Origin of the sequence: Clostridium sp. AF20-7 (assembly GCF_003479275.1) — a bacterium.
GTDB lineage: Bacteria > Bacillota > Clostridia > Lachnospirales > Lachnospiraceae > Otoolea > Otoolea fessa.
Map to the genome: position 1 here is coordinate 39360 of NZ_QUGF01000012.1, position 15439 is coordinate 54798.

A 15439-nucleotide genomic window follows, 5' to 3' on the forward strand; every position below is an offset into this window, starting at 1 on the left:
AGGTAGGTCTGCCCATAGTTTTCACTGACGAGAGGATGTATTCAAATCAAGACTGACAAGCAACGCTCTATTGATACCGAACATTTCCTGTCGGGTAACTCTACCCAAATATCTTTCAATTCGCTGCTTATCAATGGTTCTGATTTGCTCCAACAACACCATAGAAGGTCTGCTGAGAGCCGGGTTATCTCTAATCAGAAAATGGGTTGGCTGTTTTGTCTTTTTTCTGGTTCTGGCTGTGACGGTTGCCACAACCAGAGTAGGGGCGTGCCGGTTGCCGGTGTTGTTCTGAATAACAACAACCGGGCGAACACCACCTTGTTCAGAGCCGCAGAACGGAGACAGGTCAGCCAAATATATATCGCCACGGCGGTATTCCCAATTTTTATCCATCACCTGTTTGCCCTCCTTTCATCGTCTTATGTAAGAGGGGCAGAAACTGCCCCTTCGTGTTTACTATGTCGTTCCCATATTTGTCCTCGACACCCCTGGGAGACAGAATACTGTCTGGGAAATCATCAGACGGTCAGCTGCTAACCGACTCCATAGGAATCTAACCTCCCCGTGGTTCTCACCGGGCTACCCCCATTGCGTGATCCCCGTTCCCTGAAAAGAGAAAAGGGGCTGTGGCTGGGCAGAAGTATCATTGTGCCTGTTGTTTTCATTGCCGTATCGGGAGCAACCCGATATTTACGAGCCGATAGTTCTCGCTCTTGCCACAGGAAGGACAGACAAAAGTAACGTAAGTGACTCTATCTCCTAAGTAGCAGGTCATTGCGTATCGCTGATGTGGCTGATGCTCTCGCACCGACAACAGGAATGTATCTGATGAATGACTATTTAGTTTTCAAGGAACAATCAGCCGTTTTCTTTGGCTGTATCTAAATTGTACCTGTTCCAAATGCAGGTTTTTATTGCCTCGTAGGTATAGTTTTGAGGTTATTCACGACCTAAAAATATGTAATCAAGGGTTGTCTCAAAGCGCACAACCAGTTCGATTGCCAAATCAATAGAGATACCTCTGTTGCCGGTTTCAATTCGTGCAATGGTGTTTGCGGCAACACCTAACTGCTCCGCAAGCTGTTCCTGTGTAAGCCCATGTTCCTTTCTCAAGGCTTTAATTCTTTTTCCGCTTTCAACCAAGTCGTAATACATTTTCGTTCCTCCGTGTTTTTGAATTTGTGAAGTTGCAAAATCAAAAACAGAGGGAGGAGATCGTGCCCGATTCTCAATACCCTTTGCCATCTGCCTGTCCTCCTTGCAGGCATAAAAAAAGAGCCGGAGTAAATTACTCCAAGCTCTCGTTCATGCCTTTGTGTTAAAATGAAGGAAGATAGGCAGGTATAAAAAAAGCCCCGTACCCATTACAGGCACGAGGCGTAACTCTCTCTATTCAATTTTATGCCGCTATCTCCCAGCATAGCCATTTTAACACTGAACAAGTCGGACTTTCAGTAGGGAAACCGTCGTATTTTCATCGGATTTTAGTCGGACTAAAATCCTGCCTTAGCACTCACAATAACACAAGGCTTCTTCCTCCCTGGCACTTTCCAGGAAATCTTTCAATTTAGGAATGGCTGTTCCCCAAAGTGACAGACCAAATAACAGTATCGCTTCTTTCTTTCGGTCATAGTAGGTGCTGCGTTCCATATTCAAAACCTCCAGCATTTCTGATTCCCTGTACTTGAAGCGGTTGAGATATGCCTTGGAGATAATCTCACAGTACAGAGCGCCTTTATCTGGATATTCTCTGATTTTCAACATAGCCATATCTACCAGTTCAATGATCCACTTTGTCTCAAATAAGCTGCGAATGCGTTCTTCAAATCGTTCTCTCGCTTCATCCGGAGCAAAGTTCTCCAGATAAATCAATGCACCATCTAAGCTGTCACCGTAAGTACAAATAAGGGTATCACATACATCATTCGCACGATCAATGGTAGACCAGCACACCTCTCGATATATGGATAAAATCAGCTTTGCTCTTTCATACAGAACCTTCTCGTCAATGTTCTGCATCCGGCAAAGCATTCGAATATTGCTTAATACCAGTGTATTATATCTGCTCATTCAGAATCTCCTTTCAGCCTAATCCATAAAATAAGAATTCCTTTCTAACTCCTGTCACTTGGCTAAAGGGAAACAAATACCATGGGACAAGAATGACTATAACTTCCGATATTTGATTAAAATAACAGAAGTGAAATCGGAAGTTCTTGACTTTATAAAAGTTCCGATATATAATTAAGTGGAACTAAAACTTCTGTTCTGATTCTCATTATAGCATTTTCCAGAAGTTTGTCAACAAATAATCGGAAGTTACGAATAAATATTTTTTGAAAGGAAGGATACTACCATGACATTTGGAGAAAAAATTAAAGAAGCTCGTTTGGCTATGAACCTATCTCAAACGGAGCTTGCCCAGATGACCGGCATTTCCGAAAGATCCCTTTACACCTATGAGCAGCTCGGAACACTCCCCAGAAAAAGCAACATCAGAAAACTTGCTGAAGCGCTGCATATCTCTGTGTCCTATCTTTTGGACGAATCTGAAACGGATAGCCAGAGCCATATAGATCAGGATATGTTTATTTTAGAAGCAAAGGAAAACTTCGGTTCAAAAGGAGCAAAAGAAGCTCAGGAAGTGTTGGGTCGTGTAAATTCTCTGTTTGCCGGTGGAGAATTGGACGAGGACGCAAAAGATGTATTCTTCCAGGCGATTATGTCAGTTTATATGGACTCTAAGAAAACAGCACGGGAAAAGTACACTCCGAAGAAATACAGAAAGCATAAAGATAAAGAGTAAAATCCTCAAGCACAGAATATGTTTTCTGTGTGCGATTCGGAGGTGAAGCAAATGAAAACGGCAGAGCATATCATTGAAACTGTCGATAAGCTTGTGCGAAAATATCACACCAGAGACCCTTACGAGCTATGTCAGCTGTTAGGTATCAAAATCCACTATTACGATTTACAGAAGAAATTGAAGGGCTTCTTCTATTACCAGTCCAGACAAAAGAATATCGTGATAGATCACAATGTGAACGGTATCCTGGAGCGTATATTAGTCGCACATGAATTAGGACACGCTGTCCTGCATACAAAAATCGCCATGATGCACGGCTTTCAAGAAATGGAAGTTTTTGATGATAGATCAATCGAAGAAAATGAAGCAAACTTCTTTGCGGCGGAGCTTCTGTTAGAAGATGGGGAAGTCCTGGAATGCCTTTCGGAACACACATTTTTTGAAACGGCTAAAATGCTCTATGTACCGGCAGCATTATTAGACTACAAATTCAGCCTGCTCCACGAAAAAGGAGAGCTGGTAAATTCGATGTATATTCGTAAAGCAGATTTCCTGAAAGAAGATCTTCATGCCTACGATAGCGACATTGGTTATGGCGATATATGAATATCTATTTTTATATCTTTACAGAAAAAGTCCACCAGTACGATGCGTAGTGCATCATGACTGGTGGACTTTTTAGTTGTCATCAGGAAGTCAAACAGGCTCATCGTCCGGAAGGTCAAAATCAGCATCTGTACATTTTCTGATAATAGCTCTCAAGAAAAAGTTAGAAAATTTAAGATAGTCTCTTATAGCTGACAGCCATCATTTCACCATTCCTTTCTTCCAGCTATTTCGTTCAAAAAGTACCTGTGCTTATAATTATAGCACGCAAATAGGTAAACCCAACAAGAAAGTGAGCTACCACTACATTTTATTTTCTCATTTCAAAGAATTATCCGAATTTTTGAAGCGGAAGGACTTTTAGAGCTTAGAGAAGCGGAATTTTGGGGTTTTACAAATTGGCAAGCAGTGTAAACCTGTACAGGTTCACTCATTTTCTCGATTTTCCCTTCGGTGCAATCTTCGCAAATTTGCTTGTTGGGGAAGCATCCCCAATCCCCTTTGATCGGTATCTACGATACCGGCTACTCGTTCATTCTGAACGCTTTCCTGAGAAAGAAAAAACCTGGACTGCCATTTGGCATCCAGGTTAAAATCTTAATTCCATTTGATTATTCTTTCTTCTCAATCCAGCCAATAAAGGTGCTGACCTTTTCGAGTTCTTCCTCATTCATGGTTCTCAGCTTCTCGCACAATTCACGATACGGGGTATTCGCATCGTCCAGCGGGGCGAAAAATTCTGCCGGTGTCATATCAAAATACGAGATGATGTTGAACAGTTCCCTGAGAGACGGCAAGGCTGCTCCGCTGGTTATTCCACGAATGTATGAGCCACTCTTATCCAAATCCAAGCTCATTTTGTGTTCGGAAATATTCTTTGCTATTCTTAATTCTGTAATCCTGATACGAATAAATTCATCATACTGCGTGTTGGCCATTCCTGTCCCTCCTTTCTCAACTATTGTAGTATGAATCGGAAGGCGACGTTGGTAGCGAGAAAACGAATTTTCTCTTTATCCTTTCTTGTATTGGTGATATAATTATCAATATCTTGGCTTGATTGGTGATACCAGTACTAAGCATCTCCAAAGGAGAGATTTCTATGAATTTATTCGCTGTCAGTTTCTTTGGACACAGACAAGTTGATGATCCGTTTTGGATTGAGCAACAGTTGGAATCAATCATCCGTGAGCTGCTTCTTACCAAAGAATATGTCGAATTCCTTGTTGGGCGAGACGGAGAATTTGATCAGCTTGTTTCATCAACGGTTCGCAGATGCAAGCGAACCATCCGTGATGACAACAGTTCTCTCGTTCTTGTACTGCCATATATGACGGCGGAATACCGGAACAACGAGGAGTCTTTTCATGAGTATTATGATGAAATTGAAATCTGTCTCGAATCCGCAGAAAAGCACTTCAAGTCCGCCCATCAAGTCAGAAATCGATCCATGGTTGACCGGTCGGATTTAGTTATTTTCTGCATAGAACACAATTCTGGCGGAGCCTATCAGACCATGAAATATGCAAAAAAGTCAGATGCAAAGATCATGAATCTGACAGATGTACCTCGTTGACTTCGCTTTATTTTTCTCGGAAAGGAAGAACATGAATAAAAAGAAACGAATAGCTATTCTTTTTGCCGTCATTCTTGTTGTGGCGGTTGGAATCATAATTGCGGTGACTTCACATCAGAAAAAGGAAATGGACTTCGATGAATTTGCTGACCGTTTTGAAAAAAGCGCTGAAGAAGTTCTTGGAGAAGATGTAAAGAAGGTCGCAAAAACAGAACTCGCAGCAACGCTTACTTACGGAGATCAGACCGATAAAGACCGAACCATCTACTACCGTATTTTGAAAACGACATTTTATGATGGCGATCCGGCTGAGATCACCGGCTTGCACACAGAAGCTCTTGGGGTGCTTTTCCCGGTCGATAGCATGGACAGTTGCGAAGAAATGATGATTAAGGATTGGTATGGCGCCCTCTACAAAAACGATGACAAGGCGTTCCTCTGCTGGACATATTCTCCCGAAATCACCTATGTTCTGGAATATGATCCAAGCAAAATTGACGACTCTGAAATTATTAAAATGGCTGAAAGTGCCGAGGTCGAAAAATAAAAAAGTAGCCACGATCCGCACCCTTTGGGGAGTGCAGACCGTGGCTATTTGCTTTAACGGAAGTTCTTCTTTTCCTCTTTCTCTTTTTCTTTTTCCTGCTCTTTCTGTCTGTCGATATTCAAAATCGTTTCAACCGTCCGTTTGGCAATCAGCAGTTCTTCTTTCTCTTTTCTGATCTGACGGTACTCAGCGTAGTCCTGCTTTTTCTGGACTGCCAGCTGGTGAAACTCCTCATACAATGATTGCAAGGATGGGAGCTTTGTAATCTGCAATTCGTCAAAGGCTTGCTTCGCCGCTTTATGAATTGTGATTTCCTGACGGTGTTCCTCAAAGAACTTTTTGCTATATCCAGACTTGCGGTACTCGATATAGATCTGCCTTGTGTTGCGATAATTTTTCATGTGCTGCTGCAACGCTTGAACCTCAACCATCCTTTTCTCTGCGGCCTTGATAGAATCAGAAAGCGCATCGAACCGAGCAGACAGATTTTCAATATGAGCAGTCAGATCGTCGTAGTTGCCCAAGCCTTTTTCCTTCAGCAAAATCACAGTACGGGCAGCTTCTTTGCGGTTGAACTTCTTCGCCCACTTTTCATAACCGACCGTCTTACCCTCGGCCATCTTTGCCTGAATATCAATCAGCATCTGGAACTGCTTCGGGGCAGGAGCCTTGGCAGAGCTACCTTTTGATTTGTGCAGGTTCTTACCGGAGATAACTGCTTGAATTTCCTCTTTGCTATATCCTTCGCCCAGAGAACGCAGCCGAATGAAACGCTTCTGATTCTTGCCCTTGAACGCAGGCTGCCTTCCATCCTTGAACTCAAATCCCATGTCAGTCAATGCCTGAACAAAGCCATCAAAACTCTTTGGTTTCTGCTTCAGCACCGCATCAATCGCATCACATAATTCGTCACGCTGGGAACGCTTCTTGGGATAAACGGTTCTTTTCTGACGCTCCCGATACGGCTTTGGAGTAATAATGGACAGACCGTGTTCCAGGCAAACCATATCGCTGAGCCGTTGCACCGCAAGACCGGAAAGGAAGAAGTTTTTGAATTTCCGTGTGGCATCCAGCGAGGTCGAATTATAAATGATATGGTTGTGAATATGGGATTTGTCGATGTGAGTTGCAACGATGAAAGCGTGTTTTCCCTTTGTCCATCGCATCGCTGTTTCATAGCCGACCTGGTTCGCTTCTTCCGGAGTGATTTCTCCTGGCTTAAAAGACTGGCGTATCTGGTATGCGATGATATTGTTCTTCTGCTGCCTGCCGGTAATGTGTTGGTACTGCCGTTTGGAAAGCAGAAATTCTTCATCCGCTGTCTTTGGATCGCACTCATAGGAGCTGATAAATTCGCCATCATTGGTTTTTGCAGCATTTTGTGAGTAGTCGGTTCTGTCTGCCAAACATTGAGCGACCGTCTTTCCCTTATTCACATGGAGCGCAATCAATCTTGTTGCTGCCATTCCCATCACTTCCTTCCCAAAAAGAAAAAGCCACCGGTCGGTGACTTTTCTCTGATATTATCTTATGACCTGATAAATGCGCCCAGACTTTCTCCTATATTCTCGACTTTCATAACCGCCCAGACGAGCAGGAACACCGCTGCTATTGTCGCAATTCCAAGAACCACAAGGATAAGCAGGGACTGCCACAAAGCCTTTACAATGCAGTAAATCGCAGAGCCACCAATAACCAAAAGTAGTATGCCAATCACATAGGATACAACATTTGTAAGCAGATTTCCAAGAACGCAAATCAATTTTACAACGAACAGTACCGGCAGTGCCAATATCTTCAATACCAGCTTCATAGGCTCAACCCCTTTCTTCTAACTACATTGTACAAGGGTATCTGCCATAACGCAATGATGTCAACCCTTGTATAAAAAGGAAGGACGCAAAGGATTTTATCTCCTCTGCGCCCTAATGTTTTTCGGATTCAGTTTAACAAACTTGAAGTTGTTTATTTCTTCTTTTTCGGTTTTGGGGCTGGCAGTTCATCATACATTGCATGAAACAAGCCTGTCAAAAATTCCTTATTATCAACTTCATCTACCAACAACATCTCTTTTGCTCCCTCATAGGGTAATTCATACGGAGCTGTCGGCATATAACTAATTGCTGATTTTACTGGTTTAACAAGTAATCTAGACGGTATGTTATTATCGTAGAATTAATTTTGTGGAAAGCTACAATTGTTTTTCTTTGCTGATACTTTGACACTATAAATAACATTTCTAAACCACTTTTTAAACTGTCTACTATCTAGGGTACAGTTTATTTTCAACCATACTATTTTTTATTCTTTGGCTTTATTCCCCAGAATACCACATTCATAATTATTACGATCAACAGCACAGCAGCCATAGATACCCAGAATCCCATATTGAGTCCGAGCCATTCACAGGTTCCAAAAAGTGTCATCCATAATTCTTTCCAATTCATTCTTTCCACCTCCTAGAGCAGTTCGCCATAATAGCGGACATATGCTTTTTTCAAGCTTGTTGCCAGCATCATATACAGCAGAATACATGGTATCAGATATGCAAAGTATGATGCCGGTAATGCTACCAGACCAAGTGCAGTTCCAAATGGTGTGAACGGAATCACAGTCAGAACTGCAATACCTGTCATGGTAAGCAATGTTACCGGTGCTGATGCACGGCTCTGGATAAACGGAAGCTTTGGTGTGCGAATCATGTGAATGACTAATGTCTGGCTCCACATAGATTCTACAAACCATCCAGCCTGGAACATTCCGATATAACGTGCCTGCATAGCAGCAAGCTCTGCACCGCTGTAATGGGCTGCCAAATCATTGAACAGGATGCCCTTTGACACAAATAACGGACAGAATACAAAGTACATGAAAATATAAGTTGTAAAATCAAAAATCGAACTTGTAGGTCCAATCCAGATCATAAAGCTACCCACACTGGATGCATCCCATTTACGTGGTATTGCAATAAATTCCTCATCTACATTGTCCCAAGGAATCGCTGTACAGGACAGATCATAGATCAGATTCAGGAAAATCAGATGTACACTCATCATTGGAAGGAAAGGTAAAAGTGCAGAAGCAGCTAATACAGAAAACATATTTCCGAAGTTAGAGGAAGCTGTCATCTTGATATATTTGATCATATTGGCATAAGTTTTGCGTCCTTCTATGATTCCCTCTTCCAGAACCATCAGATCTTTTTCCAGCAAAATGATATCTGCGGATTCTTTTGCCACATCTACCGCAGTATCTACAGAGATTCCGATATCGGCAGCCTTCATAGCCGCAGCATCATTGATTCCATCACCCATAAATCCTACGGTATGACCGTTTTCCCTGAGAACAGAAACCACACGAGCTTTCTGATCCGGTGTAAGCTTTGCAAATACCTCTGTTGTCTCTACTGCTTTTGCAAGCTGGTCATCTGTCATATGATCCAGATCAGAGCCCAGAAGCATGTTGCGTACTTCAAGTCCTACCTGTTTGCAGATTGTACGTGTCACCTTATCATTATCACCTGTCAAAATCTTTGTCGTTACGCCGTGTGCTTTCAATGCCCGGATTGCATCTGCAGTAGACTCCTTTGGTGGATCAAGGAATGCCAGATATCCGATTAGTACCATCTCACACTCATCTTTTATACCAAATGCACCCACTGGAGAAGGATTGCTTTTTTGTGCTATGGCAAGCACACGGAATCCTTTGTCGTTCAGCTCGTCTACCGTTTTCAGAATACGCATGCGAACTTCTTCAGTAAGTGGCTTCACAGTGCCATCACACTCCGCAAAAGAACAGATGGATAGCATTTCTTCTACAGCTCCTTTTGTCACCATCTGTGTCTTTCCCTTCTTATCCTGTACTACCGTAGTCAGACGACGACGTGTAAAATCAAATGGGATCTCATCTACCTTCACATAGTTTTCTGACAGATCGAGGAGCTTTGGATCTGCCGCCTCTTCTTCCTCTGTTCTGTGAATGATCGCCAGATCCATCAGGTTCTTATAACCTGTCTGGAAGTAGCTGTTTAAATATGCATGGCGCAGTACTCTTGTATCATCTTCTCCATTCACATTCAGGTGATATTCCAGCACAACCTTATCCTGTGTCAATGTTCCTGTTTTATCTGTACAAAGAATATCAATGGCACCGAAATTCTGGATGGAATTCAGATTCTTAACAATCGTCTGCTTTTTGCTCATGGAAACGGCACCTTTTGCAAGGCAGGTTGTTACGATCATCGGCAGCATCTCCGGAGTCAGTCCGACAGCTATGGAAATACCGAACAGAAAGGCATCCAGCCAGTCTCCCTTTGTGATACCATTGATAAAAAATACCAGCGGAACCATGACCAGCATAAACCGGATCAGAACCCATGACACTGCATTCACGCCTTTGGTAAAGCTTGTCTCCACTGCTTCACCTGCAATTGCAGATGCCATGGAACCAAATAAAGTGCGGTCTCCCGTGCAGATAACCACTGCCGTTGCACTTCCGGAAATTACATTGCTTCCCATAAAAGCAATATTGCTGTAATCGGTGATGCTTTCTTTCTGTGCACATACCTTCGGTGTCTTTTCTACCGGTTCACTTTCACCTGTTAAGCTTGCCTGACTGATAAATAAGTCTTTGGCATCCAGAATACGGACATCTGCTGGGATCATGTCTCCTGCTGAAAGATGTACGATATCTCCTACCACCAGATCGTCCATAGGAATCTCAACTTTTTCCTGTTCTCTTCTTGTAACGGTACAAGTAGTTGTGATCATGGATAACAGTTTTTCTGCTGCATTTCCACTTCTGGATTCCTGTACAAAACGAAGCGTACCGGAGATCATAACCATGGTCAGAATGATCACCACTGTTAATGGATCAAAATCTTCTGGTGAACTTCCTAACAGAGAAAAATATGGAAAAACCATATCTGTCATAGTAGAAACAACTGCCAGACAGAAAAGGATCGCTGTAAATGGATTGATAAATGCTCCTGCCAGACGTTTCACAAGGGATTGTTTCTTCTCATGTGTTACTTTATTTGATCCATATTTTGTCCGGCTTACCGCTACATTTTCAGCATCCAGTCCACGAAGTGTTGTGTGCAGACTCTTCAAAACCTCCTTAATCGGATTGGTGGCCGCATGTTCGATGCGATGGTTCTGCTCGTCACGGATCACAGCCTGCTGTGCTGCCTGACGAACAGCCATACGATTTTCTTTCTTATTCATTGGTCTTTACCTCCTTGTTTTGCAATTATTTTTTATAGTATCGATCACTTTTCTCGATATACCAAAGATCAAATCCTGCCACAATAAACCATGCGATCATAGCAGTCACAAACCAGTGATTTTCAAAGCCTGACCATAGACCTTTCAGCAAAAAAATCAAACCATTTAATGCAATGACTTCACCAATGTTACGGCAAAGCGGCACAATTTTGATCTTTTCTTTCTCTTCCTGCGGCATATTTTTCCAGGAAGATAAATAAATATGACCTTTTCCACAGGCGAACAAAAAACCGCTAATCGTGAAAATGATGCCAAAAAAGATACAGGTTAAATTCATGGTTTTCTTCTCCTTTCATTGATTCATCTCATTCTGAGCTTATTTATTTTCTGAAGCCTGATAAGCAATTTCACCATTGTAACTGCCAAAATAATCCAAACAACAACAGATATTTGATACCAGACCTCTATCACCAAAATTTGGTGAGCCGAAAATATAAGGCTCACACAACTGCATGCTGCAGTGAACAAAATATAAAGAAAGAAAAAAATTATCCATCTATCACATTTGTTTTTTTTCAACTACAACACCTCCCAACCTGCACTGATTACTTCCGGAAGTTCCAATGCCTGACCAACAATACTTTCCAGAACATTACTTTTCGGTTTTCCTGCAGAACAATACTTCGCTATAATCTCGACTTTATCCCCCACTACATCTCCACTTTCCAGATGATTCAGATACAAAGTCTTACTGGAATTACTGTTAATCAGTAAAAGTCTTATATCCTGTTCTGCAATTTCCTGACAAAGTACTGTGATGCAGTATTCTTTTTCAGATTCATCTCCAACAGCAATCGGATTCAGCTTTCTTGCAAGCGGACGCAGGATCAGATTTGAACCAATCAAAATGCCTGCAGCGGAGACTGCCATTGTAAACATTCCTGTGCTGGCAAGAATGCCAATTGCCGCTGTACACCAAAGTGTTGCTGCTGTGTTCATTCCTCTTACCGTACCGCTGTCTTTAAAGATCACACCGCTGCATAGGAATCCAACACCGGAGATAATGCTGCTTCCTACACGAAACACCTGATCGGAACCATAAAGCATTGGAAATAAAGTAAAAAAACTTGTTCCCATACAGATTAGAACATTAATCCGTATTCCTGCTGGATGCCCTGTTAACTGCCTTTCCAGTCCAATAAAAAATCCAAGCAACACGGATAAGGAAATTCTTAATACAAAATCTGTGTATACCATACATACCGCCTCCCTTCGACTCCTAAAGAATACAAAAAAAGCAAGGAGAATCACATGACCAAAGTCTTGCGATTTCCTTGCGATTTAGCAAGAATTATAAAAATTTGGCGGACTTAAATCAGCCCGCCAGTTTTACACCTTATCATTAAATTTATATCCGATCCCCCAAATCGTAAGTATATACTTTGGTTCATCCGGATTCGGTTCGATCTTCTTTCGCAATTTTCGAATAAATGCCATAATATTACTGTCGTCTAAAAGATAGTTTTCAGACCATACCGCCTTATAGATCTGCTCCTTTGTAAATACTTCTCCTCTGTTTTCAGCCAGGAAATACAGGATATCAAACTCCTTAGGAGTCAGGGAAACCGCTTGGTCCATCCTTGTAACGCTCCTGCTTTTCGGATTGATTACTAATTCCCCAATTTTCATTTCATCTGAAAGATTGAGAGATGCAATTTCTGAATTCTTTACAGTGCTGAGCAGCAATGAATTTACCTCTCCACTCACCATATCATAGATACCGGAAAGCAGTTCTTTCGCACTGTCACTATCTGGTGGTTCTTTGATCAGCTTTTGAATGAGCCATTCCTGCAGGACAGAATCCATGGAAATAACACTGATATTCTTTTTCACGATGGTTTCCCTCCTTTCAGATCAGCTCATGATATTTCTTTTGATAAACATTTTTGACCACCGTAGTCAGAAGCATATAGAGTAAGACTACAACAAATAAAAACAGGAAATACATGATTGGCAATTTCGCCAATCCAATAACACCTGCGCTTTTGGTAAAAGTAAGTGAAGTAAATACAATAATTCCTGCAAAGGTCGTACAAACAACCGGAATGGAAGGACTGCTCTGCACAAATGGTATCTTCCTTGTCCGGAGAAAATGAAGAATCAAAACCTGCGTCCACATTGATTCTAAAAACCATCCTGTCTGAAACAAAGCAACATACTGCGACTGCATCACTGGATCTACCATATTCAGATACGTTGTACCGCCACACAATAATGGACAGAGAATATAATACAAAAACAAAAATGTCACGATATCAAATATCGAACTGATAGGACCAAAAAATAACATAAATCGTCCCAGTGTTTTCCCGGACCAGTCTCTTGGTGAGAGTGTTTCTTCCTCATCCACATTATCCCATGGAAGGATAATACATAAAATATCATATAACAGATTTAATAATAATATCTGCAAAGATGTCATTGGTAAAAATGGTAAGAATGCACTGGCACAAACGATAGAAAATATATTGCCAAAATTAGAGCTTGCCGTGATTTTAATATACTTGAGCATGTTTGTAAATGTTTTACGCCCTTCCAGAATCCCCTGCTCTAATACACCTAAATCCTTTTGAAGTAATACGACATCCGCTGCATCTTTCGCTGCATCTACCGCTGTATCTACTGAAATACCAACATTAGATTCACAAAGAGCTGGGATATCATTAATTCCATCGCCCAGAAAACCTACAGTATGTCCATTTTGCCTTAAAGCAGAAACAATACGGACTTTCTGCCCTGGTGTTAATTCTGCAAATACATGAATATCTTCTACTGTTTTGCCGAGTTCATCGTCCGTCATCTGATCCAAATCTACACCAGTCAATATGATTTCTGACGAGATTCCGACCCTTCGGCAAATAGAAGCTGCCACATCAGCATGATCACCTGTCAGTATTTTCGGTGTTACCTGCAGTCTTTTTAGAGCCTCCACAGATGTCTTTGCTGTCTTTTTCGGTGCATCAAAGAATGCAAGATATCCCATCAGGATCATATTGTTTTCGTCTGTCGGTATGATCTGATCCTGTTTCTCAATCTTTTTCCGTGCAACAGCAATCACTTTCATTCCATCCTGCAGCATCTCATCCACTACAGAAGCAACACTCTGCATCCCTTTTTTTTCCATCGGTAGGATTTCGCCACGAAATTCCACATGACTGCACCGAGACACAATCTGGGAAATATTACCCTTCATAATAAGCTGGCAATCTCCATTTTTATCTGTCACCAGTGTACTGACAAATTTGCGGGAATAATCAAATGGAATTTCATCCTCTTTTTGATACCGCATAAGAAGATCCGCAAAATGTTGTTCATGCCCCGGCATTGTCTGACAGGCAAGGATTGCATTATCGATTGGATTACATACACCGGAATGATAAGCACTGTTTAAAAAAGCAAGATCCAATACCTTCCCACTTTCGTTTCCCAACACATCCATGTAGTATTCCAATAGGATACTTTCATTGGTCAGTGTTCCTGTTTTATCCATGCAGAGCACATCCATGCTGCCAAATCCTTGCATTGCATTAATGTCTTTAATGATTGTCTGCTTTTTACTCATACTCAGGCTACCCCTTGCAAGGCAGGCTGTGATCACCATCGGCAGCATTTCTGGCATCAAGCCAACGGCAACAGACAGTGCAAAGGCAAAGGATTCCAGCCACCTTCCACCTGTGATCTGCAATAGTATGAATACAATAGGAATCAATACTGCAATAAACCGAAGCATGACCCAGGCAATAGAGTTGGCTCCTTTTTGAAAAGACTGTTTTTCATCTGGATCTTCTTTCGTAAAACTACCATATAGTGTGTCTTTTCCGACTGCAAGCACAATACCCTCACCTTTTCCACTGATGACAGTCGTTGCCATAAATGCAAGATTTTCAAGCTGCGTCAAGGATTCCGAATTACTGTAACTTATTGCCTGTGCATTTTTTTCCAGGATCGCACTTTCACCTGTAATTGCTGCCTGGGAAAGAAATAGATCACTTACTTTGGTGAGTCTCAGATCAGCCGGAACACGATCACCTGCCGCAAGCAGAACAATATCTCCAACCACCAGTTCCTCAGCTGGAATCTCTTTCACTTCTCCCGCACGCCGTACAGTAATGCTTTCATGTATCAGCCGGTTTAGCTGTTTTGATGCATTCTTTGCACGAAGTTCCTGAACCAAACGGATCGTTCCGCTAATCAAAATCATTGAAAAGATAATAACCGCAGTCGTTGCATTTCTGGCAAAATTCGATACAAGAACCACGTCTGTAGCCAGTGAAATGATTCCAAGAACTAAAAGAATGATATTAAATGGATTGATGAAGGCACGCCGCAGTAGTCGTAACATGGTATCATTTCTTCTTTGCGAAAAACTATTTATACCATACTTCTCCCTCATCAATTCAACCTGTGATTGTGACAGGCCTTCCCCTGATATCTCTAATTCCTGATATATTTGTGATACTTCTCGATAAGCATATTTCTTAATACAACAATCGATCAGTGTAGTTTTAGGCATATAGGCTTGACTCCTTTCTCAATACCGGTATATTTATTTTAACATTATCTTAAAAAAACTCCATGCTTAGATTCTTGCTTTTTTCTTGCGATTACATTGATAATCA

Annotated in this window: 18 protein-coding genes; 4 read left to right on the forward strand and 14 right to left on the reverse strand. The window is 41.7% G+C overall.

Translation table 11 applies throughout. The annotated features are described in order from the left end of the window. Positions 1–21: 21 nt before the first annotated feature. From DWX68_RS12730 to DWX68_RS12740, 3 genes are all read right to left on the reverse strand, one after another. A complete protein-coding gene (locus DWX68_RS12730; RefSeq protein WP_147354954.1) occupies positions 22–393 on the reverse strand; it encodes a type II toxin-antitoxin system PemK/MazF family toxin in 372 nt (123 codons plus the stop codon). Between the two features lie 546 nt (positions 394–939). Next, positions 940–1245, reverse strand: a complete 306-nt coding sequence (locus tag DWX68_RS12735; protein ID WP_182432191.1) for a helix-turn-helix transcriptional regulator — start codon at positions 1243–1245, stop codon at positions 940–942. A gap of 261 nt (positions 1246–1506) precedes the next feature. Then, positions 1507–2070, reverse strand: coding sequence for a hypothetical protein (locus DWX68_RS12740; protein WP_118629749.1), 564 nt, complete (start codon positions 2068–2070; stop codon positions 1507–1509). A 286-nt stretch (positions 2071–2356) separates the two neighbouring features. On the opposite strand from DWX68_RS12740, the gene DWX68_RS12745 reads away from it, so the two are divergent. Together DWX68_RS12745 and DWX68_RS12750 are read left to right on the forward strand one after the other, a co-directional pair. Further along, positions 2357–2806 carry a helix-turn-helix transcriptional regulator gene (locus tag DWX68_RS12745; protein WP_002304411.1) on the forward strand — a complete coding sequence of 150 codons (450 nt, stop codon included), beginning with the start codon at positions 2357–2359 and terminating at the stop codon, positions 2804–2806. 51 nt (positions 2807–2857) lie between these two features. Next, positions 2858–3412 carry an ImmA/IrrE family metallo-endopeptidase gene (locus DWX68_RS12750; protein WP_118629751.1) on the forward strand — a complete coding sequence of 185 codons (555 nt, stop codon included), beginning with the start codon at positions 2858–2860 and terminating at the stop codon, positions 3410–3412. Between the two features lie 611 nt (positions 3413–4023). Here DWX68_RS12750 and DWX68_RS12755 read toward each other — a convergent pair. Further along, positions 4024–4350 carry a helix-turn-helix transcriptional regulator gene (locus DWX68_RS12755; protein ID WP_008982557.1) on the reverse strand — a complete coding sequence of 109 codons (327 nt, stop codon included), beginning with the start codon at positions 4348–4350 and terminating at the stop codon, positions 4024–4026. A 164-nt stretch (positions 4351–4514) separates the two neighbouring features. Between DWX68_RS12755 and DWX68_RS12760 the strand changes: the two genes are divergently transcribed. Both DWX68_RS12760 and DWX68_RS12765 read left to right on the forward strand, forming a co-directional pair. Beyond that, a complete protein-coding gene (locus DWX68_RS12760; RefSeq protein WP_118629753.1) occupies positions 4515–4988 on the forward strand; it encodes a hypothetical protein in 474 nt (157 codons plus the stop codon). A 31-nt stretch (positions 4989–5019) separates the two neighbouring features. Then, positions 5020–5535 (forward strand): hypothetical protein, encoded by a 516-nt coding sequence (locus tag DWX68_RS12765; protein ID WP_118629755.1) that lies wholly within the window; start codon positions 5020–5022, stop codon positions 5533–5535. A 53-nt stretch (positions 5536–5588) separates the two neighbouring features. Here the strand turns inward: DWX68_RS12765 and DWX68_RS12770 are convergent, their stop codons facing one another. From DWX68_RS12770 to mgtA (DWX68_RS12815), 10 genes are all read right to left on the reverse strand, one after another. Continuing rightward, entirely contained in the window at positions 5589–7001 is a 1413-nt protein-coding gene (locus tag DWX68_RS12770; protein ID WP_118629757.1) for a relaxase/mobilization nuclease domain-containing protein, read from the reverse strand. Between the two features lie 62 nt (positions 7002–7063). Beyond that, the gene (locus DWX68_RS12775; RefSeq protein WP_118629759.1) at positions 7064–7348 is read right to left on the reverse strand and encodes a hypothetical protein; all 285 of its coding nucleotides are present in this window, start codon (positions 7346–7348) and stop codon (positions 7064–7066) included. 152 nt (positions 7349–7500) lie between these two features. After that, positions 7501–7695 carry a transcriptional regulator gene (locus DWX68_RS12780; protein ID WP_207663961.1) on the reverse strand — a complete coding sequence of 65 codons (195 nt, stop codon included), beginning with the start codon at positions 7693–7695 and terminating at the stop codon, positions 7501–7503. 134 nt (positions 7696–7829) lie between these two features. Continuing rightward, positions 7830–7982: a hypothetical protein gene (locus DWX68_RS12785; protein WP_118629761.1), complete on the reverse strand. Its 153-nt coding sequence runs from the start codon at positions 7980–7982 to the stop codon at positions 7830–7832. Positions 7983–7994: 12 nt separating this feature from the next. Beyond that, positions 7995–10760 (reverse strand): magnesium-translocating P-type ATPase, encoded by a 2766-nt coding sequence (gene mgtA, locus DWX68_RS12790; protein WP_118629763.1) that lies wholly within the window; start codon positions 10758–10760, stop codon positions 7995–7997. Between the two features lie 25 nt (positions 10761–10785). Beyond that, on the reverse strand, positions 10786–11097 hold the full coding sequence (locus tag DWX68_RS12795) for a DUF3784 domain-containing protein (protein ID WP_118629765.1): 312 nt from the start codon (positions 11095–11097) through the stop codon (positions 10786–10788). Between the two features lie 39 nt (positions 11098–11136). After that, the gene (locus DWX68_RS12800) at positions 11137–11316 is read right to left on the reverse strand and encodes a hypothetical protein (protein WP_182432192.1); all 180 of its coding nucleotides are present in this window, start codon (positions 11314–11316) and stop codon (positions 11137–11139) included. Positions 11317–11339: 23 nt separating this feature from the next. Then, the gene (locus tag DWX68_RS12805; protein ID WP_118629769.1) at positions 11340–12017 is read right to left on the reverse strand and encodes an MgtC/SapB family protein; all 678 of its coding nucleotides are present in this window, start codon (positions 12015–12017) and stop codon (positions 11340–11342) included. A gap of 132 nt (positions 12018–12149) precedes the next feature. Then, positions 12150–12653 carry a winged helix-turn-helix domain-containing protein gene (locus tag DWX68_RS12810; RefSeq protein WP_118629771.1) on the reverse strand — a complete coding sequence of 168 codons (504 nt, stop codon included), beginning with the start codon at positions 12651–12653 and terminating at the stop codon, positions 12150–12152. Between the two features lie 16 nt (positions 12654–12669). Further along, a complete protein-coding gene (gene mgtA, locus DWX68_RS12815) occupies positions 12670–15333 on the reverse strand; it encodes a magnesium-translocating P-type ATPase (RefSeq protein ID WP_118629773.1) in 2664 nt (887 codons plus the stop codon). Positions 15334–15439: the final 106 nt, after the last annotated feature.